Origin of the sequence: Mitsuaria sp. PDC51 (assembly GCF_900113225.1) — a bacterium.
Lineage (GTDB): Bacteria > Pseudomonadota > Gammaproteobacteria > Burkholderiales > Burkholderiaceae_C > Roseateles.
On the sequence record NZ_FOZE01000001.1, the window covers coordinates 57,078 to 81,970 of the forward strand.

The 24,893-nt window shown below is 69.9% G+C and carries 23 protein-coding genes; 12 read left to right on the forward strand and 11 right to left on the reverse strand.

The window, feature by feature from the left end; translation table 11 throughout:
* Positions 1-29: 29 nt before the first annotated feature.
* The 8 genes from BM393_RS00265 to BM393_RS00300 all read right to left on the reverse strand — a co-directional run bounded on the left by BM393_RS00265 (position 30) and on the right by BM393_RS00300 (position 7,205).
* A complete protein-coding gene (locus tag BM393_RS00265) occupies positions 30-425 on the reverse strand; it encodes a tautomerase family protein (protein ID WP_091719868.1) in 396 nt (131 codons plus the stop codon).
* A 34-nt stretch (positions 426-459) separates the two neighbouring features.
* Entirely contained in the window at positions 460-879 is a 420-nt protein-coding gene (locus BM393_RS00270) for a nuclear transport factor 2 family protein (RefSeq protein WP_091719871.1), read from the reverse strand.
* A gap of 87 nt (positions 880-966) precedes the next feature.
* Entirely contained in the window at positions 967-1,215 is a 249-nt protein-coding gene (locus BM393_RS00275) for a hypothetical protein (RefSeq protein WP_091719876.1), read from the reverse strand.
* 170 nt (positions 1,216-1,385) lie between these two features.
* The gene (hslU, locus tag BM393_RS00280; protein ID WP_091719880.1) at positions 1,386-2,732 is read right to left on the reverse strand and encodes an ATP-dependent protease ATPase subunit HslU; all 1,347 of its coding nucleotides are present in this window, start codon (positions 2,730-2,732) and stop codon (positions 1,386-1,388) included.
* A gap of 19 nt (positions 2,733-2,751) precedes the next feature.
* Positions 2,752-3,312, reverse strand: a complete 561-nt coding sequence (hslV, locus tag BM393_RS00285; RefSeq protein WP_091719884.1) for an ATP-dependent protease subunit HslV — start codon at positions 3,310-3,312, stop codon at positions 2,752-2,754.
* Between the two features lie 200 nt (positions 3,313-3,512).
* Positions 3,513-5,264 (reverse strand): hypothetical protein, encoded by a 1,752-nt coding sequence (locus BM393_RS00290; RefSeq protein ID WP_091719889.1) that lies wholly within the window; start codon positions 5,262-5,264, stop codon positions 3,513-3,515.
* Positions 5,265-5,298: 34 nt separating this feature from the next.
* Positions 5,299-5,934: an RNA polymerase-binding protein DksA gene (gene dksA / locus BM393_RS00295; protein WP_175538132.1), complete on the reverse strand. Its 636-nt coding sequence runs from the start codon at positions 5,932-5,934 to the stop codon at positions 5,299-5,301.
* A gap of 149 nt (positions 5,935-6,083) precedes the next feature.
* Positions 6,084-7,205 carry a GTP-binding protein gene (locus tag BM393_RS00300; protein WP_091719893.1) on the reverse strand — a complete coding sequence of 374 codons (1,122 nt, stop codon included), beginning with the start codon at positions 7,203-7,205 and terminating at the stop codon, positions 6,084-6,086.
* A gap of 122 nt (positions 7,206-7,327) precedes the next feature.
* On the opposite strand from BM393_RS00300, the gene BM393_RS00305 reads away from it, so the two are divergent.
* The 7 genes from BM393_RS00305 to BM393_RS00335 all read left to right on the forward strand — a co-directional run bounded on the left by BM393_RS00305 (position 7,328) and on the right by BM393_RS00335 (position 15,388).
* Positions 7,328-8,212, forward strand: a complete 885-nt coding sequence (locus tag BM393_RS00305) for an HlyC/CorC family transporter (RefSeq protein ID WP_233218109.1) — start codon at positions 7,328-7,330, stop codon at positions 8,210-8,212.
* Positions 8,212-9,756, forward strand: coding sequence for an apolipoprotein N-acyltransferase (lnt, locus tag BM393_RS00310; protein WP_091719902.1), 1,545 nt, complete (start codon positions 8,212-8,214; stop codon positions 9,754-9,756). Before BM393_RS00305 ends, lnt begins: the two co-directional genes overlap by 1 nt.
* Before the next feature lie 100 nt (positions 9,757-9,856).
* A complete protein-coding gene (glyQ, locus tag BM393_RS00315) occupies positions 9,857-10,831 on the forward strand; it encodes a glycine--tRNA ligase subunit alpha (protein ID WP_091719905.1) in 975 nt (324 codons plus the stop codon).
* Positions 10,832-10,850: 19 nt separating this feature from the next.
* The gene (gene glyS, locus BM393_RS00320; RefSeq protein WP_091719908.1) at positions 10,851-12,992 is read left to right on the forward strand and encodes a glycine--tRNA ligase subunit beta; all 2,142 of its coding nucleotides are present in this window, start codon (positions 10,851-10,853) and stop codon (positions 12,990-12,992) included.
* 18 nt (positions 12,993-13,010) lie between these two features.
* Complete coding sequence (gene gmhB, locus BM393_RS00325; RefSeq protein ID WP_254783153.1) at positions 13,011-13,661, forward strand: D-glycero-beta-D-manno-heptose 1,7-bisphosphate 7-phosphatase; 651 nt, start codon at positions 13,011-13,013, stop codon at positions 13,659-13,661.
* The gene (locus BM393_RS00330) at positions 13,661-14,470 is read left to right on the forward strand and encodes a 1-acyl-sn-glycerol-3-phosphate acyltransferase (RefSeq protein WP_091719911.1); all 810 of its coding nucleotides are present in this window, start codon (positions 13,661-13,663) and stop codon (positions 14,468-14,470) included. Before gmhB ends, BM393_RS00330 begins: the two co-directional genes overlap by 1 nt.
* A 15-nt stretch (positions 14,471-14,485) precedes the next feature.
* Positions 14,486-15,388, forward strand: a complete 903-nt coding sequence (locus BM393_RS00335; RefSeq protein ID WP_091719915.1) for a M48 family metallopeptidase — start codon at positions 14,486-14,488, stop codon at positions 15,386-15,388.
* 301 nt (positions 15,389-15,689) lie between these two features.
* Here BM393_RS00335 and BM393_RS00340 read toward each other — a convergent pair whose 3' ends face one another.
* Positions 15,690-16,745 (reverse strand): MBL fold metallo-hydrolase, encoded by a 1,056-nt coding sequence (locus BM393_RS00340; protein WP_091719918.1) that lies wholly within the window; start codon positions 16,743-16,745, stop codon positions 15,690-15,692.
* Positions 16,746-16,790: 45 nt separating this feature from the next.
* On the opposite strand from BM393_RS00340, the gene BM393_RS00345 reads away from it, so the two are divergent.
* From BM393_RS00345 to BM393_RS00360, 4 genes are all read left to right on the forward strand, one after another.
* Positions 16,791-17,255: a MerR family DNA-binding transcriptional regulator gene (locus tag BM393_RS00345; RefSeq protein ID WP_091719921.1), complete on the forward strand. Its 465-nt coding sequence runs from the start codon at positions 16,791-16,793 to the stop codon at positions 17,253-17,255.
* Between the two features lie 88 nt (positions 17,256-17,343).
* A complete protein-coding gene (locus BM393_RS00350; RefSeq protein ID WP_091719924.1) occupies positions 17,344-17,736 on the forward strand; it encodes an S-adenosylmethionine decarboxylase family protein in 393 nt (130 codons plus the stop codon).
* Between the two features lie 103 nt (positions 17,737-17,839).
* On the forward strand, positions 17,840-19,087 hold the full coding sequence (locus BM393_RS00355) for a YjgN family protein (protein WP_091719928.1): 1,248 nt from the start codon (positions 17,840-17,842) through the stop codon (positions 19,085-19,087).
* Between the two features lie 16 nt (positions 19,088-19,103).
* Positions 19,104-20,207 carry a M48 family metallopeptidase gene (locus BM393_RS00360; RefSeq protein WP_091719931.1) on the forward strand — a complete coding sequence of 368 codons (1,104 nt, stop codon included), beginning with the start codon at positions 19,104-19,106 and terminating at the stop codon, positions 20,205-20,207.
* A gap of 45 nt (positions 20,208-20,252) precedes the next feature.
* Here the strand turns inward: BM393_RS00360 and BM393_RS00365 are convergent, their stop codons facing one another.
* Complete coding sequence (locus BM393_RS00365; RefSeq protein ID WP_217648362.1) at positions 20,253-23,579, reverse strand: prolyl oligopeptidase family serine peptidase; 3,327 nt, start codon at positions 23,577-23,579, stop codon at positions 20,253-20,255.
* Positions 23,580-23,668: 89 nt separating this feature from the next.
* Positions 23,669-24,349, reverse strand: coding sequence for an alpha/beta hydrolase (locus tag BM393_RS00370; RefSeq protein ID WP_091719941.1), 681 nt, complete (start codon positions 24,347-24,349; stop codon positions 23,669-23,671).
* 183 nt (positions 24,350-24,532) lie between these two features.
* Here BM393_RS00370 and BM393_RS00375 point away from each other — a divergent pair, with 183 nt between their 5' ends.
* Positions 24,533-24,889: a PspC domain-containing protein gene (locus BM393_RS00375; protein WP_091719944.1), complete on the forward strand. Its 357-nt coding sequence runs from the start codon at positions 24,533-24,535 to the stop codon at positions 24,887-24,889.
* Positions 24,890-24,893 lie beyond the last annotated feature (4 nt).

Consider the following 24,893-nt stretch of genomic DNA (forward strand, 5'->3'; position numbering starts at 1 on the left):
CTGGGGCGCGTCGACCGCGCCCGACGCGTTTACACGTCGACCTTGAACCCGAGGTCGATCTCCGAGCCCGGCTGGCCGCCGCGCAGGCCCCAGTTCTCGCGCTCCACCTCGTTGAGGATGATCTTGACGTGGTCGGCGGGGACGTCGAGCGCGCCGAGGCGGTCGACGATCGCGCGATAGAGGCGGCGCTTGGCCTCGATCGTGCGGCCGGAGAAGGCCGTCACCGTGACCAGCGTGTAGCACTCGGGCCGCGAGAGCCGCGGCGGATGGATGAAGCGATGCGGCTCATACGCGATCAGGCGTACGCAGCGGTCCTCCGCCGGGATCTTGAAGCCCTCGACCAGCGCGGCCTGCACCGCTTCGATCAACTGGGTTTCCTGCTCGGGGGAACAGGCACGGCGGATTTCGATGAGGGTGCTCGGCATGGGCGCTGCGATGAGGGGCGACGGGAACGCGAGCTTATCGCGCGACGACCTGGCGGCCCTGGAAGTCGACGGGCACGGAGCTGTGCTGGTGGACGACGCGCCATCGATCCTGCTCGCGTCGCATCAGCACGGTCAGCCGGTTTTCGATCGCGCGCAGCGCCTCGCCGCCGGCATCGAGCGCGGTGAACGCCAGCGTCGCCACGCCGCCGGCGACCTGGGTGTCGCACCAGGTCGTCACCTCCGTCGCGGTGACCCGCACACGCACGTCGCGGATGCCGTCGAACCAGGCGGCGATCATGCCGCCCCAGTCCTCGCGGCCGGCGTAGTGCCAGCGGTCCCAGCTGTCGAAGACCTGGACGTCCTGCGCGTAGAGGTCCAGGAAGCGCGCCAGGTCGCGCTCGAGGACGGCGGCCGCGTAGTCGCCCAGGAAGGCATGGATCGGGTCATCGGTCATGGTGTGTTTCCTTGAAGCGGGATGGCTCCGTGGAGACGACGATCCAGGGCGGCGGATTTCGACGGGGACGGGGCCGGCGCTCGCCGGTCATCGGGCACCCTGGTGATGCAGGCGCCAGTCGCGCTGCCATCGCGCGACGTTGTAGAGCAGCACGCCGACGGAACTTACCCAGAACATGCCCAGCCACAGGCCGACCACCTTGAGGGTGAAGATCATGTCGCCGTCGCAGCGGCCGCTGGCGTCGCAGGGGGAGGGGACGTAAAGGTCGATGAGCAGGGCCGTCGAGACGTTCCAGACCAGCAGACCCAGGAGGACGGAAATGAGCAGGCGATTCATGGCGGACGGGTTCCTTTCCTGGTGGAAAGCGGCCAGTTTCGCCATCGGCGCGGTGCTCAGGATGAGCCGGATGTGAGCGCAGGGTGAGGTTGCCGTGCGGTGCACGGCAGAGGCCGCCGAATGGCGGTTGCCTCTCCGCGTGATCGTCCCAGGCCGAAGCCGTGTCGCCCTTACAGGATGAACCGGCTCAGGTCCTCGTTCTGCGCCAGCGCGCCGAGCTTCTCGTCGACCTGTGCGCCGGCGATCGTGACGGTCTGGCCGGCGTGCTTGTGCGCGTCGAAGCTGATGTCATCGAGCAGTCGCTCCAGCACCGTCGCCAGGCGTCGCGCGCCGATGTTCTCGGTGCGCTCGTTGACCTCGAACGCGATCTGCGCCAGGCGGCGGATGCCGTCCGCGCTCAGCTCCAGCGTCAGGCCTTCCGTCGCCAGCAGCGCCTGGTACTGCTTGACCAGGCTCGCATGCGTGCTCGACAGGATGGCCTCGAAGTCCTCCACCGACAGCGACTTCAGCTCCACCCGGATCGGGAAGCGGCCCTGCAGCTCGGGAATCAGGTCGCTGGGCTTGCTCAGGTGGAAGGCGCCCGAGGCGATGAACAGGATGTGGTCGGTCTTCACCATCCCGTACTTGGTGTTGACCGTCGTGCCCTCCACCAGCGGCAGCAGGTCGCGCTGCACGCCCTGGCGCGACACGTCCGCACCCCCGCTGTGCTCGGCACGGGTCGCCACCTTGTCGATCTCGTCGATGAAGACGATGCCGTTGTCCTGCGCATGCGCCAGCGCCGCGGTCTTGATCTCGTCCTCGTTGACCAGCTTGGCGGCTTCTTCCTCGACCAGCAGCTTCATCGCCTCGGCGATCTTGAGCTTGCGCGCCTTGCGGCGCTCCTGGCCCATCTGCGAGAACAGCCCCTTGAGCTGCTCCGCCATCTCTTCCATGCCCTGCGGGCCGACGATCTCCATCGACGGCCGCGCCTCGGCCAGCTCGATCTCGATCTCCTTGTCGTCCATCGAGCCCTCGCGCAGCCGCTTGCGCATCACCTGCCGGGCGGTGTTGTCGCCGCCGGCGCTGTCCGCCGCCGGCGCGAAGCCGGTCGACGAGCGCGGCGGCGGCACCAGCGCGTCGAGGATGCGCTCCTCGGCCGCATCCTCGGCCCGCGCGCGCTGGAAGCGCATCTGGCGCTCGCGCTCCTGCTTGACGGCGATGTCGACCAGGTCGCGCACGATGCTGTCCACGTCCTTGCCGACGTAGCCCACCTCGGTGAACTTGGTCGCCTCGACCTTGATGAAGGGCGCGTCGGCCAGCTTGGCCAGGCGGCGCGCGATCTCGGTCTTGCCCACGCCGGTGGGGCCGATCATGAGGATGTTCTTCGGCGTGATCTCGCCACGCAGCTTCTCGTCGACCTGCTGGCGCCGCCAGCGGTTGCGCAACGCGATCGCGACGGCGCGCTTGGCATCGGCCTGGCCGACGATGTGCCGGTCGAGTTCGGAGACGATCTCCTGCGGGGTCATGCTGCTGCTCATTCGTGTGCTCCGGCGCCGGTCAGTCCAGCGTCTCGATCGTGTGGTTGCCGTTGGTGTAGATGCAGATCTCGCCGGCGATCACCAGCGACTGCTTGACGATGTCCACCGCGCTCAGCTCGCTGTGGTTGAGCAGCGCCTTCGCCGCCGCCTGCGCATAGGCGCCGCCGCTGCCGATGGCGACGATGCCCTGCTCGGGCTCCAGCACGTCGCCGTTGCCGGTGATGATCAGCGACGCCGTGCGGTCGGCCACCGCCAGCATCGCCTCCAGGCGGCGCAGCACGCGGTCGGTGCGCCAGTCGCGGGTCAGGTCCACCGCCGCGCGCACCAGATGGCCCTGGTGCTTCTCGAGCTTGGCCTCGAAGCGCTCGAACAGCGTGAACGCATCGGCCGTCGCGCCGGCGAAGCCGGCCAGCACCTGGTTCTTGTAGAGCTTGCGCACCTTGCGCGCCGTCGACTTCACGACGATCGAGCCCAGCGTCACCTGGCCGTCGCCGCCGATCGCGACCTGGTTGCCGCGCCGCACGCTGACGATGGTGGTGCCGTGGTACGGCGCAAGCGGGGAGGAGGAATCTTGGGACATGGTGGATCGGACGTGCGGGGACGCCTTGAACGTCATGAAGGCCTCACGTGGGTTCCCGCGCGGGAATCACAAGGTGAGGAAAAGGGAGCGGCCCCGCCTGTGCGAAAGCCGGTTGACGAGGCCGATGATCGGACATCCGGATGAAGAACGGGGCCAGAGGCCCCGTGGTCGCGAAGGTCGAAGCCGGCGCGCGGCGGTCGTCAGACGTGCCGCACCTTGACCCGGGCGTGCTCGTTGATGCCCATGGCGCCGAAGAACAGAGCCACCAGCCGGTGCGCGTCGCTGAATTGCACCGCGCGGTTCTCGCTGCGCCGCGCCAGCACCCAGTTCAGCAGGTCGCCGGCGGCCATGAAGTCCAGGCGGATCAGCTTCGGGCAGGCGATCGTCACCAGCGACGCGGCGCCGAGCTGCTCGGTCATCAGCGCCAGCGTCTCGCTGATGTCGCCGCTCAACTGGCCGGAGAGCTCCATCAGCGCCGCGGTGTTGACCGCGTCGGTCATCGTCGATTCGAGGAAGGCGATGCCGGTGTCCGGCGCCGCCGGCTGGATCGAGGAGGGCGAGCTCGTCGACAGCGCATTGCCGCTGATGCGGACGTGGCACAGCGCCTTCTCCCAGCTGGGCGGCGACACCTCGTAGGTGACGCAGTAGTCGATCGCGACTTCGTCGAACTGGTCCGGGCGGTTGGCCAGGCGCAGCGCTTCCAGGCGCAGCATCCACAGGATGGGATCCGCGTCCCGGCTGCCGACCGGGGCCTGCTCCCGCAGCACGTTGAAGAAGTGGTCGCCCGACAGCCAGCGCAGGTCCAGCGCCTGCTGCGCCCAGGCGCGGAACAGGTCGCGCAGCTTGGCGCAGGCCTCGATGTCGATCTGGCGCAGCGGCGCCCAGTCGATCACCCAAGGCATCGGCAGGTTCTCGCAGCGGGTGCGCATCTGCGTCACCGCCTCGGTGTCCAGGTATTCCGGCGCTGTCCAGGAGACGCTGCTCGCGCGGCCGCGCGGGGCGCGTTCCTGCTGCACCGCCTCGGCCACCAGCTTGGGCAGCGAGAACCATTGCGGCGAGGACAGCCCGAACTGCTGCGCGTAGTCGTTGGCCAGCTGCTCGAACTTGCCCTGCTGGCCGGTCGCCCGGTACAGGTCGAACAGCACCAGCCAGGTCTCGGCGTGATCGTGGCGCGCGCCGCCCGGGCGCGTCAGGTCGATCAGGCTGCGCTCGCAGTGCTCGTAGTCGGCATTGGCGAAGGCGATCACCGCTTCGTCCAGCTCGGCGTCGTGGACGACCTCGCTGACCTCGACCTGCGGGTCCGCGACGCGGAAGCTCAGCGTCGGGATCTCCTTCTTCAGCTCGGGGATCGGCGCGGGCGCGGCGGCCGACTGCGGGGCCATGCCGCCGCCCATCGAGGCCGCGGCTGGCGCCGGCGACAGGTCCAGGCGCTCGATGTCGGCCGGCGAGGCGTGGTCGGACACCCGCGCGCCGATCTGGTCCGCCGGCTGCGTCGCGGCGAAATTGACCGGTTTGGTGCTGGTCTCGAAGAAGCCGGGCGAGTGCTGGCCCTGCACCTGGGTGGGGACGAAACCCTCGCCCACCATCTGCTGCTCGATCTGGTCGATCTTGGCCTTGACGCTGGCTTCATCGCGGCGGGCGCCCTGGATCTCGCTGATGCGGCCCAGTTCGTCGATGCCGGAGGTCGCGTGGCCGCCAAGCGCGGCCAGCTGTTCAGGCGTCAGGCCCTCGCGGCGGATCTTGCGCAGCATGTCGAGCTCGCGCTTGCGCACGAAATCGTTGCGCCGCTTGCGCTCCACCATCGCCCGCAGCTCGGCCTTGGCGGCATCGGCCTCGGGATCGTCCTGGCGGGAGTTGATCTCCGCCCAGTCGGTCGTCGGATTGGCGACGAAGCGCGCCACCTTGCGGAAGAAGCTCTCGCCTTCTTTGGTGCCGTCTTTGGGGTCGGTCATGCTCTGGCGGACCTTGCTCTGCGCGCTGTCCGGCTCAATCGCCGAACATCTTCTGTTTCAGCTCACGGCGCTGCTGCGCTTCCAGCGACAGCGTGGCGGTCGGGCGCGCGATCAGGCGACCCAGGCCGATCGGCTCGCCGGTCTCGTCGCAGTAGCCGTACTCGCCGCTTTCCAGGCGCTGCAGCGATTGCATGATCTTCTTCAGCAGCTTGCGCTCGCGGTCGCGGGTGCGCAGCTCCAGGGCGTGCTCTTCCTCGATCGTGGCGCGGTCGGCCGGGTCGGGGACGATGGAGGTGTCCTCGCGCAGGTGCTCGGTCGTCTCGCCGGCGTTGGACAGGATGTCTTCCTTCAGCTGCGTCAGCTTGGCGCGGAAGAAGTCGACTTGCTTGTCGTTCATGTACTCGCTGTCCGGCATCGCCAGCACTTCGGCGTCGGTCAGTTCGGCACCGGCCTTGGATTTCCAGGCAGACGAGAGTTTGGGATCGGTCTTCACGGCAGGGCGGCTGTTCTGGTTCGTTGATGTCGGGGTCGAAGGCCGGACAGGGCTGTCCAGCAGAGAGACCGTGCTGTCGGGCGCGTCCGCGTCGGCGGGTTTGCCTGCCGCCGGAGCCTTGGCCACCTTGGCGGCGGCCTTGGGCGCGGCGGTCTTGGAGGCCGGTGTCTTGCTCACGTTCACTCTCCTAGCGGCTCTTTATACCTGCTCGACATGAGAAGCCGGGGCTTCCCGCGCTGGCGCAGGGGCCTGGTTCGGGCGCGGCGGATTGTAGCCACCTCCGCCGCCGCGCCGCCGATGGGTCTGAACCATCGGTCAGTGTGGCACTAAGCCAGGCAGCCTTCCAGCCCCTGCATCAGGATGTCCTTCGGCAGATCGATGCCGATGAACACCATCTTGCTGACCTTCTTCTCCTCGGGCACCCACTTCGGACCGAGGTCGGACCCCATCAGCTGGTGCACGCCCTGGAAGATCACCTTCTTGTCGGTGCCCTTCATGTTCAGCACGCCCTTGTAGCGCAGCATCTTCGGACCGTACACCTGCACGATCGCGCCCAGGAAGTCCTCCAGCTTGGCCGGGTTGAACGGGCGCTCCGAGCGGAAGACGAAGGACTTCACGTCGTCGTCATGGTGGTGATGGTGCGGATGGTCGCAGTGCTCGCCGTGCTCGTGGTCGTGATGATCGTGGGCATGGTCGTGGCCATGGTCATGACCGTGCTCGTGCGCATGGTCGTGCTCGTCGGCGGCCAGGAAGTCGGGGTCGATCTCCAGCTTGGCGTTCAGGTTGAAGCCGCGCAGGTCGAAGACGTCCTTGATCGGCACCTCGCCGAAGTGCACCTTGGACTGCGGCGCGCGCGGGTTCATGTGCTTGAGGCGGTGCGACAGCGCGTCCACCGCGGCGGCGTCGACCAGGTCCGTCTTGCTCAGGAAGATCTGGTCGGCGAAACCGACCTGGCGGCGCGCCTCCTGGCGGGTGTCGAGCTGATCGTTCGCATGCTTGGCGTCGACCAGCGTCAGGATCGAGTCGAGCAGGAAGGTCTCCGCGATCTCGTCGTCCATGAAGAAGGTCTGCGCGACCGGGCCGGGGTCGGCCAGGCCGGTGGTCTCGATGACCACGCGCTCGAAGTCCAGCTCGCCCTTGCGGCGCTTGGCGGCCAGGTCGGCCAGCGTGGTGCGCAGGTCCTCGCGGATGGTGCAGCAGACGCAGCCGTTGCTGAGCTGGATGATCTGCTCCTGCGTCTCGCTGACGAGGATGTCGTTGTCGATGTTCTCCTCGCCGAACTCGTTCTCGATGACGGCGATCTTCTGGCCGTGCGCCTCGGTCAGCACGCGCTTGAGCAGCGTCGTCTTGCCCGAGCCGAGGAAGCCCGTGAGGATGGTGGCGGGGATCAGTCCCGGCGCGGGACTCGTGGCTGGATTCGCGGCGGCGGTGTCAGGAACGGACGACATGGTGAACGACCAATCTATGGAGAAGCTTGGGCCCGGCAACTGGGGGCGGATGACTGTGTTTCAAGCGAATGTCAATGTCAATCGGTTATTCTGGCGCCTCCTCAACGACGGCACACACGACAGTGTCTGATCCCCAGCCTAGTCGGCCCGCCAAGCATGGCGGGCGTGGCAACGACCAACGCGGTCTCATCGATCGCGTGCTCGAATTCCTGCACCCCGGCCCGGACTCGACCAGCGAGCTGATCGAGAACTTCGCCGAAGCGGAGGAGCGCGATCTGATCGCGCCCGAATCGCGCCAGATGCTCGAGGGCGTCCTGCGAATGGCCGAACTCAGCGCCGGTGACGTCATGGTCGCCGCGCCGCGGATGGACCTGCTGGACATCCAGTCGCCGCCCGACGAACTGCTGGCCGCCGTCATCGATACCGGTCACTCGCGTTTCCCGGTCTACGACGGCCAGCGCGACAACATCATTGGCATCCTGCTGGCCAAGGACCTGCTCAAGCTCCAGCGCGCTCCGGAACTGAATCTGCGCGCGCTGTTGCGCCCGGCAGTTTTCGTGCCCGAGAGCAAGGGCCTCAATGAGCTGCTCCGCGATTTCCGTTCCAACCGGAATCACCTGGCCATCGTGATCGACGAATTCGGCAACACCGCCGGCCTGATCACGATCGAGGACGTGCTCGAGGAGATCGTCGGTGAGATCGAGGACGAATTCGACGTCGGCGACGGCGATGCTGGCATCTACACGCTGGCCGACGGCAGCTACCGCGTCGCGGGCGACGCCGAGATCGACGCGGTCAACACCGCCTTCGGGCTGTCGCTGTCCGACGCCGACTTCGACACCATCGGCGGCCTGGTGGCGCATGAGCATGGCCGCGTGCCGCGCCGCGGCGAGACCGTCGAGGTCGCCGGCCTGCGCTTCTCGGTGATGATCAACCGCGGCGGCGCGGTGCGCTGGTTCAAGGTGACCCGCGCGCCGGCGCCCGAGGCCGACGACCACAGCGGCTGATGCGCCGCGGCTCCTTGTCGGACCGGATCGACGGCGGGGCCCGCCAGGGCCGGTGGTCCTGGCTGCTTCATCCGGCGCTCGCGCTTGTCGCCGGGGCGCTGCACACCGCCTCGTTCTCGCCCAGTCCCGCCTGGTGGCTGCAGCCGCTGGCGCTGGCCTGGCTGGTCGCCGCCTGCGATGGCGTGCGGCCGCGCCGCGCCGCGCTGGCCGGCGCGCTGTTCGGCATCGGCTGGCTGGCCTCGGGGCTGTGGTGGCTCTACATCAGCATGCACGACTTCGGGCATCTGCCCGCGGCCGTGTCGGCGCTGGCGGTGCTGGCGCTGGCGTTGTTCCTCTCGCTCTACTACGCCGCCGGCATGGGTCTGGCGGTTCGCTGGTCCGCCGGCGCCGCGCCGACGCGGCGGGTGCTCGCCTTCGCCGCCCTGTGGCTGGGCGCGGAACTCGCCCGCGCGAGCTGGTTCACCGGCTTCCCGTGGATCGCCAGCGGTTACGCGCATGCGCAGGGGCCGCTGGCCGCGCTCGCGCCCTATGTCGGCGTCTACGGCATCACCGCGGTGGCGGCCCTGCTGGCGGCGGCGCTGGCGCTGCGCCACTGGGCGCTGCTGGGCGCGCTGGTCGTCGCCATCGGCCTGGCGCAACTCCTGCCGCGGGATTTCACGCGCCCGACCGGCACGCTGGCCGTGTCGCTGGTGCAGCCCAACATCCCGCAGGACCAGAAGTTCGACCGCGATCGCTTCGATCAGAACCTCGACCAGCTGACCGCGCTGATCGAGTCGGCCCGCGGGCAGGTCGTCATCACGCCGGAGTCGGTGCTGCCTGTGCCGCTGGCCTTCCTCGACGAGGCGCATGTGGAGCGCTTGCGCCGCGACGCCCGGCAGCGGCCGCTGCTGCTGGGCACCTTCCTGGGCAACACGACCGATGGTTTCGTGAACTCGCTGGCCGCCATGGGCTTCGCGGGCGAGTACGACTACGGCAAGCGCCACCTGCTGCCCTTCGGCGAGTTCATCCCGCCCGGCTTCCACTGGTTTGTCAGGGCGATGAACATCCCGATGGACGACCAGGCCAGCGGCACGCACCAGCGCGCGCTGGCCTTCGCGGGCCAGCGCCTGCGGCCGCTGATCTGCTACGAGGACCTGTTCGGCGAGGACGTCGTCGCCAGCGCGCTGGACCGCGGCGACGCGGCCGCCACGGTCTTCGTCAACGTGAGCAACCTGGCCTGGTTCGGGCCGCGCATGGTGCAGGACCAGCACCTGCAGTTCTCGCAGATGCGGGCGCTGGAATTCCAGCGGCCGATCGTGCGGGCGACCAACACCGGCGCGACCGCGCAGGTCGACCACCGCGGGCAGGTGCTGGCCCGGCTCCCGGCGGAGCAGGCGGGCGTGCTCGAGGTCACCGTGGAGGGCCGCAGCGGCGTCACGCCCTATGCGCGCTGGCTGTCGGCGGCGGGCCTGTGGCCGCTGTGGGCGCTGGCCGCGGCGGGACTGTTGCCGGTGCTGGTGCCGGCCTGGCGACGCCGCCGCGCCGGCGCCGGACGCGTCGCCTGACCGGGGCCCGCCGTCCCTGGGCGGCACGCCGGTGTCTCCCCCGGGCCGCACATAGAATCGGGCGTTTTGCTCCACCGCCGGCCCGACGGCCCGACGCCCCATGCTGACTTTCCAGCAACTGATCCTCCGCCTGCAGGAATACTGGTCCAAGCAGGGTTGCGCCCTGCTGCAGCCCTATGACATGGAGGTCGGCGCCGGCACCAGCCACACCGCGACCTTCCTGCGCGCGCTGGGTCCCGAGCCCTGGAAGGCCGCCTACGTGCAGCCCAGCCGTCGCCCCAAGGACGGCCGCTACGGCGAGAACCCGAACCGGCTGCAGCACTATTACCAGTTCCAGGTCGTGCTCAAGCCGGCGCCGGCCAACATCCTGGAGCTCTACCTGGGCTCGCTCGAGGCGCTGGGCTTCGACCTGAAGAAGAACGACGTCCGCTTCGTCGAGGACGACTGGGAGAACCCCACGCTCGGCTGCTGGGGCCTGGGCTGGGAGGTCTGGCTCAACGGCATGGAGGTGACCCAGTTCACCTACTTCCAGCAGGTCGGCGGCATCGACTGCAAACCCATCACCGGCGAGATCACCTACGGCCTCGAGCGCCTGGCGATGTACCTGCAGGGCAAGGAATCGGTCTACGACCTCGTCTATACCGACGGTCTGACCTACGGCGATGTGTTCCACCAGAACGAGGTCGAGCAGTCGACCTACAACTTCGAGCACAGCGACGTCGACTTCCTGCTGCAGGCCTTCGGCGCCTACGAGCGCAAGTCCAAGGACCTCATGGACACGCGGCTGGCGCTGCCGGCCTACGAGCAGCTGCTCAAGGCGGCCCACACCTTCAACCTGCTGGATGCCCGCGGCGCGATCAGCGTGACCGAGCGCGCCGCCTACATCGGCCGCATCCGCAACCTGGCGCGCGCCGTGGCCCAGAGCTACGTCGACAGCCGCGCGCGACTGGGCTTCCCGATGGCCCCCAAGGCCTGGGCCGACGAGGTCGTCGCGCAGATCGAGAAGAAGAGCGCCGAGGCCGCCGCGAAGTCCGGGAAGGCCGCGGAGCAGTCGGACAAGAAGACCGCCGCCTGACGACGAGGAACACCGCCCCATGACCACGAAGAACCTGCTCGTCGAACTGTTTGTCGAGGAACTGCCGCCCAAGGCGCTTAGGAAGCTGGGCGAGGCGTTCTCGGCGGTGCTGGCCGATGCGCTCAAGGCGCAGGGCCTGGCGCCGGCCGACGCGGCCGTGACCGCCTACGCCACGCCGCGCCGCCTGGCGGTGCATCTGGCCGGCGTCGCCGCCAAGGCCGCCGACCGCGCCGTCCAGCAGAAGCTGATGCCGGTGGCGGTGGCCCTGGACGCCGCGGGCAATGCCACGCCGGCGCTGCTCAAGAAGCTGGCGTCGGTGGGTGCCGACGCCACCGTCGTGCCCAGCCTCAAGCGCGCCCCCGACGGCAAGGCCGAGGCGCTGTTCCTGGACACCGTCGTCGCCGGCGTGTCGCTCAAGGACGGCCTGCAGAAGGCGCTGGACGAGGCGCTCGCCAAGCTGCCCATTCCCAAGGTCATGACCTACCAGCTGGCCGACGGCTGGAGCGACGTCAAGTTCGTGCGTCCGGCCCACGGCCTGGTCGCGCTGCATGGCGAGGACCTGGTCGAGATCGGCGCGCTGGGCCTCACCGCCGGCCGGACGACGCGCGGTCATCGCTTCGAGTCCAAGGCCGGGACGATCACGATCCAGAGCGCCGACAACTATGAGCGCCAGCTCCGCGAAGAGGGCGCGGTGATCGCGTCCTTCGACCAGCGTCGCGACGAGATCGTGCGCCAGCTGCAGGCGCAGGCCGCGCCGCTGGGCCTGACGCCGATCGACGCGCCCGAGCTGCTGGACGAGGTGACCGCGCTGGTGGAGCTGCCCAACGTGCTGTCCTGCCAGTTCGAGCCCGAGTTCCTGGCCGTGCCGCAGGAGTGCCTGATCCTGACGATGAAGGCCAACCAGAAGTACTTCCCGCTGCTGGACGCGCAGGGCAAGCTGACCCACCGCTTCCTGGTGGTCAGCAACATCCATCCGGACGATGCGTCCAAGGTCATCGAGGGCAACGAGCGCGTCGTGCGCCCGCGCCTGGCCGATGCGAAGTTCTTCTTCGACCAGGACCGCAAGAAGACGCTGGCCTCGCGCGTCGAGGGCCTGGGCAAGGTGGTCTATCACGGCAAGCTCGGCAGCCAGGGCGAACGCACCGAGCGCGTGCGCGCGATCGCGCATGCGATCGTCAACCAGCTGCGCATGGCCCAGCACCCGTACACGGTCGAGGCCAAGGACGAGTTCGACGTGCTCGACAGCAAGGCCCAGGAGGCCGCGCTGCTGGCCAAGGCCGACCTGCTGACCGACATGGTGGGCGAGTTCCCCGAGCTGCAGGGCATCATGGGCGGCTACTACGCGCGCCATGAAGGCTTGCGCGACGGCGTGGCCAAGGCGATCGAGGACCACTACAAGCCGCGCTTCGCCGGCGATGCGCTGCCGCGCAACCACACCGGCACCGTCGTCGCGCTGGCGGACAAGCTCGAGACGCTGATCGGCCTGTTCGGCATCGGCCAGCTGCCCACCGGCGACAAGGACCCGTTCGCGCTGCGCCGCCACGCGCTGGGCGTGATCCGCATCCTGGTCGAGAACCACATGCACCTGTCGCTGCCGGAGCTGATCCAGGGCGCGCTGCCCGCGTTCGGCGAGCTGATCCAGGATCCGACCGAGCCGCTGCTGGGCTTCTTCGCCGACCGCCTGGCGGTGAGCCTGCGCGACCAGGGCTACAGCGCCCAGGAGGTCGACGCGGTGCTGGCGCTGAGCCCGGCCCGCCTGGGCGACGTGCCCAAGCGCCTGGGCGCCGTGCGCGCCTTCGCCGCGCTGCCCGAATCGGCCTCGCTGGCCGCGGCCAACAAGCGGGTCGGCAACATCCTCAAGAAGATCGAGGGCGAGCTGCCGACCGAGGTCCAGCCCGCGCTGCTGACCGAGGCGGCCGAGCGGGCCCTGGCCGACGCGCTCGCCGGTGTGAAGCCGCAGGCCGACGCGCTGTTCGAGCAGCACGACTACGCCGGCTCGCTCAAGGCGCTGGCCGCGCTGAAGGCGCCGGTCGACGCCTTCTTCGACGACGTGATGGTGAACGCCGAGGACCCCGCGCTGCGCGCCAATCGCCAGGCGCTGCTCAAGCAGCTGCACGACGCGATGAACCGCGTCGCGGACCTGTCGCGCCTGGCGGCCTGACGCAGAACGGAGCCTTCGATGCCCAACCGGTCCGACCATCCGCATGGCATGAAACTGGTGATCCTGGGCCGCGACGGCACGATCAACCGCTACCGCGACGACCATGTGAAGTCGCCCGAGGAACTCGAGCCGCTGCCCGGCGCGCTCGAGGCCGTCGCGCGGCTGAACCACGCCGGCTGGCACACCGTCATGGCCACCAACCAGCCCGGCATCGGCCGCGGGCTGCTGGACATGGCCTCGCTCAACGCGGTGCACCTGCGGCTGAACCAGCTGCTGGCGGAGAAGGGCGGTCGGCTGGACGCAGCGTTCTTCTGCCCGCATGCGCCGGAAGAGAACTGCAACTGCCGCAAGCCGCTGCCGGGGCTGGTCGAACAGATCGGCGAGCGCTTCGGCGTGGACCTGCAGCAGGTCCATATGGTCGGCGCCAGCGTGCGCGACCTGCAGACCGCGCACAACGCCGGCTGCGTGCCGCACCTGGTGCGCGGCGACCGCCTGGCCGGCGTCGACGAGGCGCAGCTGCAGGGCCAGATCGCGCTGGTGCCCGGCTCGCGCGTGCACCAGGACCTGGCCGCCTTCGCCGAGGCCCTGATCCATGAGGAACGCCGCGCGCGCGCCGAGTCGCGCGGCGAATCCGCTGAACCCGATACCGCTCCTGGAGACCTGGGCTGATGCTCATCGCGCTGCGTTCGATCCTCTTCGTCCTCTACCTGATCGTCACCGTCGTGCCCTGGGGCACCGCGGTCGTGGTCTGCTCGCTGTTCCTCAACAGCACGCAGCTGTACTGGATGTGCGCCAACTGGCTGCGCGTGGCGATCTGGGGCGCCCGCTTGATCTGCGGCGTGCGCTGGCGCGTGCGCGGCATGGAGCACCTGCCCACGGACAAGGCCCAGTCGGTGATCCTGCTGTCCAAGCACCAGTCGACCTGGGAGACCTTCGCCTACCCGATGCTGATGCCGCGGCCGCTGGCCTACGTGTTCAAGCGGGAACTGATCTACATCCCGTTCTTCGGCTGGTCCATGGCGCGGCTGGACATGATCCACATCGACCGCAGCAAGCGCAGCGAAGCCTGGAACAAGGTGGCCGCGCAGGGCCGGCGCATCGCCGGGCTGGGCAACTGGATCATCATGTTCCCGGAAGGCACGCGGGTGGCGCGCGGCAAGGTCGGCGAGTACAAGACCGGCGGCACGCGACTGGCCGTCGAGACCGGCGTGCCGGTGGTGCCGATCGCGATGAACTCGGCGAGCTGCTGGCCGCGCAAGAGCTTCCTGCTGCGCCCTGGCGTGGTCGACATCTCGATCGGCCCGATGATCCCCAGCACCGGCCGCACACCGGCCGACCTGATGAAGGAGGTGCAGGCCTGGATCGAGACCGAGATGCGGGTGCTGGACCCGGCGGCCTATCCCGCCGACGGCGCCGCCGCGATGACCGGCGTGCCGCCTGCGCCGCCGGCCCCGCCGTCCACGTCGGCCGCCGCCTGATTACACTCGCAGCCCATGCTGCCTTCCAAGCTGCGGGGATTGGGCGCGCTGCTGAACTTCACGCAGCTGTCGCTGTTCGACACCGAGCCCCCGCCCGCGCCTCCGCCGCCCGCACCGGATCCCGTCGCCCCGACGCCGCGCTTGCGCGGTGAGGCCGGCGCGTCGCTGCGCCAGGTCTTGCTGCAGGGACAGGCGATCCCCTACGAGCTCAAGCGCGCGCGCCGCCGCAGCATCGGCTTCACGGTGAGCGAGGAGGGCCTGCGTGTGTCCGCGCCGAAGTGGGTGCCGCTGGGCGACATCGACAACGCGCTGCAGCAGAAGGGCGACTGGATCCTGCGCAAGCTGGTCGAGCAACGCGAGCGCGCCAAGCGGACGCAGGCGGCCCGTGTCCACTGGGGCGACGGCTGCAGCCTGCCTTACCTGGGCGAGCCGCTGATCGTCGTGCTCGATCCGTCGATGACCGGCACGCGGCTCGACGAGGGCCAGGCCGATCCGCAGCCGACGCTGGCGACGGTGCCGCGCCGCATGCTCTACCTCGGCCTGCCGCAGACCGCGGCGCCGGAGCAGATCCGCGACGCGGTGCAGGCCTGGCTGCAGCGCCAGGCGCGGCAGCTGTTCGAGTCCCGCTGCAGACACTTCGCCGGGCCGCTGGGCGTCACGATGACCGGGCTGCGGCTGTCCTCCGCGCAGACGCGCTGGGGCAGCGCCAGCGCCGACGGCATGATCCGGCTCAACTGGCGGCTGATCCACTTCTCGCCCGCGCTGATCGACTACGTCGTCGCGCATGAACTGGCCCATCTCAAGGAGATGAACCACAGCCCCCGGTTCTGGGCGGTGGTGCGGTCGGTGTTCCCGGAATACGAACTCGCGCGCGATCGCCTCAAGCAGGCGGTGCTGCCGCTGATGGACGAGGCCTGATGCCGCGTCGGGATTTCGTCAATCGTTCCGCTTGATAGCGGTAAACGTTCGCATTTCCCCCTTTGGGGGGGCTTGTAGCTGATTTGGGTGGGGCTGCACACTGGATACCGCTGTCATCACTCGCATCTGAGTCAGAACCTCCTCCCGCGTTCCGCTCCCGGCGGCGCTTTGGTCCCCCAGCCTTCCCGGCTGCGTCCGGTCGACCCGCGCTCAGAGCCGACAAGCTGATGCATAACAAGGCGCAGCGCCGCCGTCCCGTGATCGGGGCGGCGGCGACTGTCTTTCCGGGCCTCGTTTTTCTTCAGGCCGAGAAGCGATGGATGCCATCCGCATCCAGCGTCCGCCGCAGCAACCCGCCCAGCCACAGCCGATGCAGGTGAGCCACCGCCTCGCCCATGGCGAAGGTCGTCTGGTGCAGGTCCAACGGCCGGCGGAACATCATCGGCAGCAGCTCGGCCGCGTGGCAGGGCTTGGCGGTGCAGGCCTCCAGCACTTCGGCCAGCCGCTCCTGGTGGTGCTGCTGCAACTGGTCGATGCGCGCGTGCAATCCCCGGAAGGGCTTGCCGTGCGCGGGCAGCACCAGGGTGTCGGCCGGCAGCGTGCTCAGCCGCGCGATCGAATCGAGGTAGAGCTGCAGCGGATCCGCCTCCGGTTCCACGTCCACGACCGAGACGTTGGTGGAGATCCTCGGCAGCACCATGTCGCCCGAGATCATCACGCCCAGCGTCTCGCTGAACAGACTGATGTGCTCCGGCGCGTGGCCATGGCCGACAAGGCAGCGCCAGTCGTGATCGCCGATGCGCACGCTCATGCCGTCCATCAGCCGGCGGAAGGCGGGCGGGATCGACGGGACCATGCTCGGGTAATAGCTCGCGCGGCCGCGGATCTTGTCCAGCGCCGCCGGATCGGTCAGGCCGTGGCTGCCGAAGAAGGCCGCCGCCGCCTCGCCGCCCATGCCCACCGTCGACGAGGACGCCACCCGCGCCAGCTGATAGTCCGTCGCGCTGATCCACAGCCGGCACTGCCAGCGCTCGGTCAGCCAGTGGGCCAGGCCCATGTGGTCCGGGTGGAAGTGGGTGACGATGACGCGCAGCACCGGCAGGCCGTCGAGTCGCTCGGCGAAGACCCGTTCCCAGTTCGCCTTCGTCGCATCGCTGTGGATGCCGCAATCGACGATGGTCCAGCCCTCGCGCCCGTCCTGGACGTCCCGCAGCAACCACAGGTTGATGTGGTCCAGCGCGAAGGGCAGGCCCATGCGCACCCACCGGAGGCCGGGCAGCAGGTCGAGCGCCTCGCCCGGACCGGGGAGGGTGTCGCCCAAGGGGTAGGTGAGTTCCGATTCGCGGGGATTGGCCATGGCTTTAGACTTACGTTTACGTCAACGTCATTAGCCAGTGTAGCCATGAGCCCCTCTCCCCGCCCGACCCCGGCCGATGACCTGCCCGAGGACGCGCTGCCCGAAGCCGGCGACGACGCGGGACCGCTGTTCACCATCACCGAGCTGGCGACCGAGTTCGACATCACCCCGCGCGCGATCCGCTTCTACGAGGACATGGGCCTGCTGACGCCCGCCCGCGCCGGGCGCAATCGCGTGTACACGCAGCGCGACCGCACGCGGCTGAAGTTGACCCTGCGCGGCAAGCGCCTGGGGCTGTCGCTGCAGGAGATCAAGCAGCTGGTGGACATGTACGACAACCAGTCGGACACCGTGCCGCAGCTGCGCGCCTTCCTCGGCGTGCTGGACCAGCACCGCAAGCAGCTGCAGCAGCAGCTCAGCGACATCGAGGTCACCCTCGCCGAGATCGCCCAGCACGAGGAGCGCTGCCACGCGCTGCTGGCCGAGGCCGGCCAGCCGGTCGACAGCTGAGCCGCCACCCGCTGACCGCGGCGCGCGGACGAAACCCGGCCCTGCGCGTCGCGCCGCCCCACACGGCGCCGCCCTACACTCCGCCGCCATGAACGGCCTGCATCTCACCGCCGACCTGGCCCGCTGCGCGCGCGCGGCGCTGCTGACGGACGCCCCCGGCCTGGCCCGCCAGGCTCGCGAGGCGGTGGCGTCGGCCGGACTGACCGTGGTGGGCGAACACTGGCATCGCTTCCCGGCCGCGGCCGACGGCTCGCCGGGCGGCATCACCGGCATGCTGCTGCTGGCCGAGTCGCATGTGGCGCTGCACAGCTGGCCCGAACTGGCCGCGGTGACGCTGGATGTCTACGTCTGCAACTACGGCGGCGACAACTCGGCCAAGGCGCGCGCGCTGATGGCGGCGCTGGTGGCGCTGTTCGAGCCGGCCGAGGCCGACCTGCAGTCGCTCGAACGGGGGCGTCCGGCCCCCCGGACCGAGCGATGACGCGACCGTGGCGTTTTCCCCGCTCGCCCCGGCGGGGGATCGGCGGGGACCGCCGGCTTCACTAGACTCTCGCCCGGGCCAGGACGGCCTGGGAGAAGAGGGATTGATCGAGAACAAGATCGAGCTGGAGCTGTTGCCCAAGGCACCTCCAGCCGCACCGCCGGCGCCGATGCCGCCGGCGCCGCGCGCGCCGGTCCTCAAGCCGGCGGTCGCCGCGCCGTCGGAGCAGGCCGGGCCGATGGCCACCGGCCTGCTCGCGAAGCTGCATGAGCAGCGACTGGAGTTCACCGGCACCGGCAGCGAGTATTTCCGCATCTGGGTCGTCAACGCCCTGCTGACGCTGGCGACGCTGGGCGTCTACTCCGCCTGGGCCAAGCGCCGCAAGGCGAGCTGGTTCGCGCGGCACACGCTGCTGGCCGGCGACGGCTTCGATTTCCACGGCGATCCGCGCCGCATCCTGATCGGCCGCGTGCTGGCGCTGGCGCTGCTGGTCTGCTACGGCCATGCGTTCGAGTGGTCCAAGGGCGCCGGCTTCGCGATGCTGGCGGTGCTCTACGCGTTTGGCCCGATGCTGTTCGCGGGCGCCCAGCGCTTCAAGCTCGGCAACACCAGCTGGCGCGGCCTGCGCTTCGGCTTCCAGGCCAGCGCCGCCACCGTCTACGCCTCCTGCCTGCCGCTGCTCGTGGCGTGGACCGTCGTGTCCGTCGGCGCCGGCATGGGGCTGGGGCCGATCGTCATCGGCATCGCCGGCTTGGCGGTGGGGCTGCTCTTTCCGCTGGCGCATGGCTGGCTCAAGCGCTTCCAGCATCGTCATGCCCGCTATGGCGCGCTCGAGTTCGACTTCGAGCTCCCGGTGCGCAAGTTCTACGGCCTGTACCTGACGCTGGTCGGCGTCGGCCTGCTGGGCGGCTTCGTCGCCGGCGTGATCGCCGCGGTGGCGATCGGCGCGCTGAAAGCCGTCTTCGGCGCGCAGGCGTCGCTGGTGGCGATGTTCGCGCCGCTGGCCACGATGGGCGTGCTGTGGGTGATCGGCTGGCCGATCTACATCGCGCGGCTGCAGAAGCTGATCTGGGACAACACCCGCCTGGCCGGCGGCATCGAGTTCGCCTACCAGCTGCCCGCCTTCTCCCTCTTCAAGACGGTGATGGGCCACGGCCTGCTCACGGTGCTGACGCTGGGCCTGTACTGGCCCTTCCTCGCGGTGCGCATCGCCAAGCTGCGCATCGAGGGCATGACCGTGCTGTCCGATGAGCCGCTGGACGCCCTGGTCGTGCGCGCCGCCAGACGGCGCGGCCCCGGCGCGGTCGGGGACGGCGTGGCCGATGCCTTCGGCCTGGACATCGGCTGGTGAGCGGGGAGACATCGCCATGAGATCGCAGAGCTACACCGCCACCGCCCGGTGGTTCGACGGCGTCGAGAACCGCCCGCAGGAAGTGCGCGTGCGCCTGAGCCGCCACCACCTCGAGTTCATGCCCTGGCCGCCTCGCCCGCAGGCCTCGTCCTCGATGCCGCCGTCGGAGGCCGAGCTGGCCGCGTCGCGCCCGTCGCTGCCGGGGCTGCGTCGCTACACCCGCAAGGGCCTGTCGGTCGGCGAATGGTGGCGCGGCAGCCCGACGCCGGTCGGCCTGCCCGACGGCGGCACGCTCTGGATTCCCGCGGACAACGCGATGGGACGCGCCCTGGGCGGCCAGTCGCTGACGACGCAACTGATCTCGAGTTGGGCGATGTCCCTGTGCTGTCTGGTCGCGCTGATCGCGCTGGTCGCCTGGTTCGACCGCCAGGGCGCGGGCCTGCTGGCGCGCGTGGCGCTGCCGCTGGTGCCCAAGCAGCTCGACATCGCCGTCGGCGACAAGGTCGAGCAGGAGGTGACGGCGCGCTGGCTCAAGCCGTCGACGGTCGCGCCGGCGCGGCAGGCCGCGCTGCGCCAGCGCTTCGAGGAGATCGCCGGGCGGACCTTCCCGGGCCAGGCCCTCAAGCTGCGTTTCGCGCGGCTGGGCAACAGCGGCGGCTTCAATGCCTTCGCGCTGCCCAACGGCACGCTGTTCGTGCTCGACGGGATGACGCAGGACCTGAGCGACGACGAAGTGATGGCCGTGCTCGGTCACGAGGCCGGGCATGTGAAGCATCGCCATGCGATGCGCCACCTGGTGCAGGGCATCGGCCTGGTGGCGGTGGCCGGCGTGGTGATGGGCGATTTCTCCACCGTCGCGGCCAGTTCGATGGCCTCGGTGCAGACGCTGCGCTACGGGCGCAACGCGGAGCGCGAAGCCGATGCCGAGGCGCAGCGCCTGATCCTGCGCGAGCACCTGCCCAACGAGACGCTGGTCGGCGTGTGGCTCAAGCTGCGCGACGCGATGCGGCGCGAGGGCCACACGAGCGAGGGCGTCGAGTGGCTGTCGTCGCACCCGCCGATCAGCGAGCGCCTGGAAAGCGCCCGTCGCGCCGCGCAGAACGCCGACCCGGTGCGCTGACCAGGGGCTGGCGGCCCGGGACGCCCGGTCCCGGCCGCGGGCGACTCACTTCGCGCTGCCGCCGCTGGCGGGCTCCTGCTGGCCCTTGGCGACGGCGGTCGCGGCGGCCGGCGCCACCGGCTTGAACTGGCCCATCACGTCGCGCTTGCCGCGCTCGAGGTAGGGCACCGGCTGGTCCATCCAGGCGGGCCGCGGACTGCCCAGCAGGTAATGGTCGAAGAACTCGGCCATGTGCACGGTGAAGTGCTTCATGTTGTCGCGGTCGCGCAGGCCGTGTTTCTCGCCGTTGTAGTTGAACCAGTAGGCCTCCTTGCCCAGGCGGCGCAGCGCGGTGAAGAACTCGATGCCCTGGTACCAGGGCACCGCGTCGTCCTCGTCGTTGTGGATGGTCAGGTAGGGCGTGGTGACCTTGTCGACGCGGAAGATCGGCGAGTTCTCCAGGTACAGGTCGGGCCGCTCCCACGGCGTGGCGCCGATGCGGCTCTGGCCGTGCTCGTACTGGAACGCGCGGCTGATGCCCGCGCCCCAGCGGATGCCGCCGTAGCCGCTGATCATGTTGGCCATCGAGGCGCCGGCCTCCGCCGCGCGGAACTCGTGGGTGCGGGTGATCAGGTAGTTGATCTGGTAGGCGCCCCAGCTGTGGCCCTGGATGCCCACCCGCTTCGGATCGACATAGCCCTTGGCGATCTGCTGGCGGACCGCCGGCAGCACCGTGTTCATCGCGCTGCGGCCCGGGTGGCCGGTGGTGTAGACGATGTCCGGGCGCAGCACCAGGTAGCCGTTGGAGACGTAGCGCGTGACGTTGATGTTCTGGCCCGGCGCCGGCGGCACGTAGCGATGGCGGTTGTCGCTCATCTTCTCGTAGATGTAGACCATCATCGGGTACTGCCGCTTCGGGTCGAAGTCGGCCGGCTTGGCCAGCAGCGCGCGCAGCTTCCTGCCGTCGGCCGCGGTGTACTCGATCAGCTCCTGCGTGCCCCAGGCATACCGCGCCTGCTGCGGATTGGCCTCGCTGATGCGCTGCGGCCGCTCGAAGCTCAGCGTCGAGGTCCACAGGTCGGGGAACTCGGTGAAGGTCTGCTGCGTGAAGACGAGGCGGTCCGCGTCCTTGGCCTTGATCAGGCCGCCGATCATCTTGTCGTCCTGCAGCAGCGTGGTCGGGACGCCGCCGCTGGCATCGACGCGGAAGTAGCCGCTGGCGCGCGTCAGGTCCTGCGTGCCGGCCAGCATCAGCGCATCGGCGGGCAGGGCGCGCTGGTCGGCGTCCTCGGGGTCCAGCGGCACCACGCGCAGCTGGATCTGCCGCTTGCGGCCCCAGCCCTGCGTCAGGTTGCGCGACTGGCCGGTCGCCGGCTGCACGGCCCAGAGGTCGAACTTGTCGTAGAGCACGACGCTGTCGTCCCCGGCGGTCCAGCCCGCGCTGCCGTAGGCGGTCGGCAGGTCGGGCACGTCGCGCTCGTCGTTGTCGAAGCGGGCCTTGATCTTCCCGGTCAGGTCGATCGCCTGCGCGGTGTCGGTGCGCCAGACCATCCAGCGCGCGGCCGGCGCGTCGAAGCCCAGCAGGTAGCGGCCGGTCGGGGACAGCGTCGGCGCATGGCGCAGCTTGCGCGCGAGCGGCGTGGCCGCGCCGGTGTCCAGGTCGACCGCGTAGGCGTCCACGTACACGCCTTCCCAGGACATCAGCGGGCGATACGGCAGCTCGCTCAGGCCCAGCGCCACACGGGCGTTCTCGTTGACCTGGATCGTCGGCAGGTCCACGGTGCCGAGCTGCACGAAGCGCGCGGCGTCCACGTCCTGGCCGAGGTGCACGACGGCGCGGTAGCTGCGCGTGCGTTCGCGCTCCGCCTTGGCCTTCTGCGCCGACTGCAGCTCCGGATCCTTCCAGTGCCAGAGGTCGACCTTCATCGGCTCGGGCGCGTCCTTGGGCTCGGGCGCGGGCAGTTCCGCGGTGCCGAGGAACAGACGCTGCCCGTCCTTGCTGAAGGCCAGCGGCGCGTGCTCGCTCGGCGTCCAGCCGGCGGGCACGCCGGCGGTCGCGGCACTGACCAGCACCGTCGCGCGGTCCTGGCCGGCCTGCCACAGGAAGAGCTTGAACGGCGTCGGATCGGGCTTGTCGGCCTTCCCGTCCTTCGCGCTGTCCTTCCGGTCTTCGGCTTCCCGGGCCTTCTCGGTGGCGCGGGTCTCGGCCACATGGTCGCGGTTGCTGACGAAGGCCAGGCGGCGGCCGGCCTCGTCGAAGCGCAGCTGCTTGTAGCTGCCCGCGCCGGACATCACCGCGCGTGCCCGTGTCGGCGCGCTCGGGTCGATCAGGTAGACGCCTTCGCGGGCGCTGTCGTCGGCCGCAGGTTTCGCCGCCGCGACTGGCGTGCCGGCGGGCACGGCGCCGAGCGCGTCCGAAGCCGGCGGCGCGGCGGGCGCCGGCGGATTCGCCGAAGCCGGGACGGACGGCTCCGCCGGCCGGGTCTCCGGTGCGGTGGCCGGCGTCGCCTTCGCGGCGCCGGAGGCACCTGCGGGGGCTTTCGCCTCCTTCACCGAGACCACGTAGGCGAGCAGGGTGCCGCCGTTGTTCCAGGCGAAATCGGCGGCGTCCTTGAAGGTGTTGCGCTGGCCGGTCTGGGCGTCGATCAGCAGCAGATCATTGCCGGGCAGCTTCTTCGCGGATGGCGCGCCGCCTTCGGCCGGCGCTTCCTGGTCGAGGGTGGCGTCCGCCCTCGTGCGGCCCGTGCGGGCGTCGAGCTCCGCGTCGACCAGGACTTCGTCCGCCGTTCCTGCCTCGCTGTCGGCCCTGGCGGCCGGCGCCTTGGGATCCTTCGCGCCGTCCTTCTTCGCGGGTGCTTCCAACAGCATCGCCAGGTGCACGCCGCCGTCCTTGCCCCAGCCGAAGCGCTTCACGCGCTCGACCGTCTCGACCTTGCCGGTGGCGAGATCCATCCAGGCCGCGCCGGGCTTGGGCGCGTCCTCGCCCTTCTTCTTGTCCTTCTTGGCTTTGTCGATCTCCACGCGCGTCGGCTGCACGGCGAAGGCGACGAAGCGGCCGTCGGCGCTGAACTGCGGCGCGGTGCCACGCGGCGCGCGGTACTCGCGGCCATCGGCGACGCGGCGTACGACCAGCTCGCCATCGGCCTCCTGCGCCACCAGCGCGTAGGCGATCCACTGCCCATCGCGGCTCAGCTGCGTGTGCTGGATGCTGCGCCAGGTGGCGTAGACGTCGTGCGTGATCGGCGGCAAGGCCGAGCTGGGCTGAACAGCGCTTGCGGCCGCGGCGGCGACCGGCGTGGTCGCCTGCGGCGGCGTGGCCGCGTTCAGCGGGGCGAAGGGCAGCAGCGCCAGCGAGAGCGCGGCCAGCGAAGGCGGAAGAAGCCGGGTGGGCATGGTCGAGGACGAGGACATGGGGTCGAGAGGGCAAATGGGGCGGAAGGGGCGAGGGGCGGCATCCGCGTGAGCGCGATGCGGACGCTCGATCAGGCGGCGGTCAAGGTCTTCACGAGCCAGGCCTGCAGGGCCTGGATCTCGTCCATGCTGACCTCGTGCGCCATCGGGAACTCGTGCCAATCGACCGCATGGCCGAGGCGGCGCAGTTCGGCCAGCGAGGCCTTCGCCCGCGCCGGCAGCACCACGCCGTCGCCGGTGCCGTGCGCCAGGAAGATTGGCGTGGCCGCGTTGGCGGGACTGCGCTGCGCCTCGGTCGTGTCCAGCAGCGGCAGGTAGCCCGACAGGCCGACCAGACCGGCCAGCCGCCGGGGGTAGCGCAGGCCCGTCATCAGCGTCATCGCGCAGCCCTGCGAGAAGCCCATCAGCACCACCCGCTCCGGCGGGATGCCGAACTCGCGCTCCTCGCGGGCGATCAGCTCCTCGATCAGCGCCTGCGACGCGCGCAGGCCGTCGGCATCCTCGCGCTGGCTGAGGTCGCCATGGCGGATGTCGTACCAGGCGCGCATGCGCATGCCGCCGTTGATCGTCACCGGGATCTCCGGCGCGCTCGGCAGCACGACCCGCAAGCCGCCCTGCGCCAGCACCGGCGACAGGTCCAGCGCCTGGACGACGGGCACGAAGTCGTTGCCGTCCGCGCCCAGTCCGTGCAACACCAGCAGGCTGAAACGGGGCGCCTCGCGCGTCTGCAATTCAATGGTTTCGAGCGTCATGGGCGGGAATGCTAGTCCGCGATGCCGTGCCGGCACTGGGTGGAAACGCCCTGTCGCGCGACATCCGCTCCGCATCGCGCCCACCTGCATCCGGTCGCACGCGGGTCGCGGCGGCGCGGGTCGCTGCGTAGCCTGCATTCCATCGCATCCCTCGATGCGCGACTTTCAGGAAAAGGAGCCCCCATGTCCGACAGCGAAGAACTCAATCGCCTGGCCGATCTCCACCAGCGCGGCGTGCTCAGCGACGAGGAGTTCGCCAGGGCCAAGGACCGGGTGCTGAATGCCGGCACCCGCCCGTCCGCATCGACCACCTACGCCTATGCGGCCCCCCAGAGCGGCGCGCCGGCCGTCAACGCGATCAATGCCTTCCGGCGCAGCCGCGACGACCGCTGGATCGGCGGCGTGTGCGGCGGCCTCGCCCGGCTCAGCGGCCTGGCCGCATGGTTCTGGCGCATCGTCTTCGTCGCGCTGACGATGTGTGCCGGCGGCGGGATGCTGCTGTACTTCCTGCTGTGGATCTTCGTGCCGATCGAGGACTGACGCT

Coding starts and splice junctions, on each gene's coding strand:
- BM393_RS00265 (WP_091719868.1), bottom strand. CDS start 425: ATGCCGAGCACCCTCATCGAAATCCGCCGTGCCTGTTCCCCCGAGCAG.
- BM393_RS00270 (WP_091719871.1), bottom strand. CDS start 879: ATGACCGATGACCCGATCCATGCCTTCCTGGGCGACTACGCGGCCGCC.
- BM393_RS00275 (WP_091719876.1), bottom strand. CDS start 1,215: ATGAATCGCCTGCTCATTTCCGTCCTCCTGGGTCTGCTGGTCTGGAAC.
- hslU (WP_091719880.1), bottom strand. CDS start 2,732: ATGAGCAGCAGCATGACCCCGCAGGAGATCGTCTCCGAACTCGACCGG.
- hslV (WP_091719884.1), bottom strand. CDS start 3,312: ATGTCCCAAGATTCCTCCTCCCCGCTTGCGCCGTACCACGGCACCACC.
- BM393_RS00290 (WP_091719889.1), bottom strand. CDS start 5,264: ATGACCGACCCCAAAGACGGCACCAAAGAAGGCGAGAGCTTCTTCCGC.
- BM393_RS00300 (WP_091719893.1), bottom strand. CDS start 7,205: ATGTCGTCCGTTCCTGACACCGCCGCCGCGAATCCAGCCACGAGTCCC.
- lnt (WP_091719902.1), top strand. CDS start 8,212: ATGCGCCGCGGCTCCTTGTCGGACCGGATCGACGGCGGGGCCCGCCAG.
- glyQ (WP_091719905.1), top strand. CDS start 9,857: ATGCTGACTTTCCAGCAACTGATCCTCCGCCTGCAGGAATACTGGTCC.
- glyS (WP_091719908.1), top strand. CDS start 10,851: ATGACCACGAAGAACCTGCTCGTCGAACTGTTTGTCGAGGAACTGCCG.
- gmhB (WP_254783153.1), top strand. CDS start 13,011: ATGCCCAACCGGTCCGACCATCCGCATGGCATGAAACTGGTGATCCTG.
- BM393_RS00330 (WP_091719911.1), top strand. CDS start 13,661: ATGCTCATCGCGCTGCGTTCGATCCTCTTCGTCCTCTACCTGATCGTC.
- BM393_RS00335 (WP_091719915.1), top strand. CDS start 14,486: ATGCTGCCTTCCAAGCTGCGGGGATTGGGCGCGCTGCTGAACTTCACG.
- BM393_RS00340 (WP_091719918.1), bottom strand. CDS start 16,745: ATGGCCAATCCCCGCGAATCGGAACTCACCTACCCCTTGGGCGACACC.
- BM393_RS00345 (WP_091719921.1), top strand. CDS start 16,791: ATGAGCCCCTCTCCCCGCCCGACCCCGGCCGATGACCTGCCCGAGGAC.
- BM393_RS00350 (WP_091719924.1), top strand. CDS start 17,344: ATGAACGGCCTGCATCTCACCGCCGACCTGGCCCGCTGCGCGCGCGCG.
- BM393_RS00360 (WP_091719931.1), top strand. CDS start 19,104: ATGAGATCGCAGAGCTACACCGCCACCGCCCGGTGGTTCGACGGCGTC.
- BM393_RS00365 (WP_217648362.1), bottom strand. CDS start 23,579: ATGCCCACCCGGCTTCTTCCGCCTTCGCTGGCCGCGCTCTCGCTGGCG.
- BM393_RS00370 (WP_091719941.1), bottom strand. CDS start 24,349: ATGACGCTCGAAACCATTGAATTGCAGACGCGCGAGGCGCCCCGTTTC.
- BM393_RS00375 (WP_091719944.1), top strand. CDS start 24,533: ATGTCCGACAGCGAAGAACTCAATCGCCTGGCCGATCTCCACCAGCGC.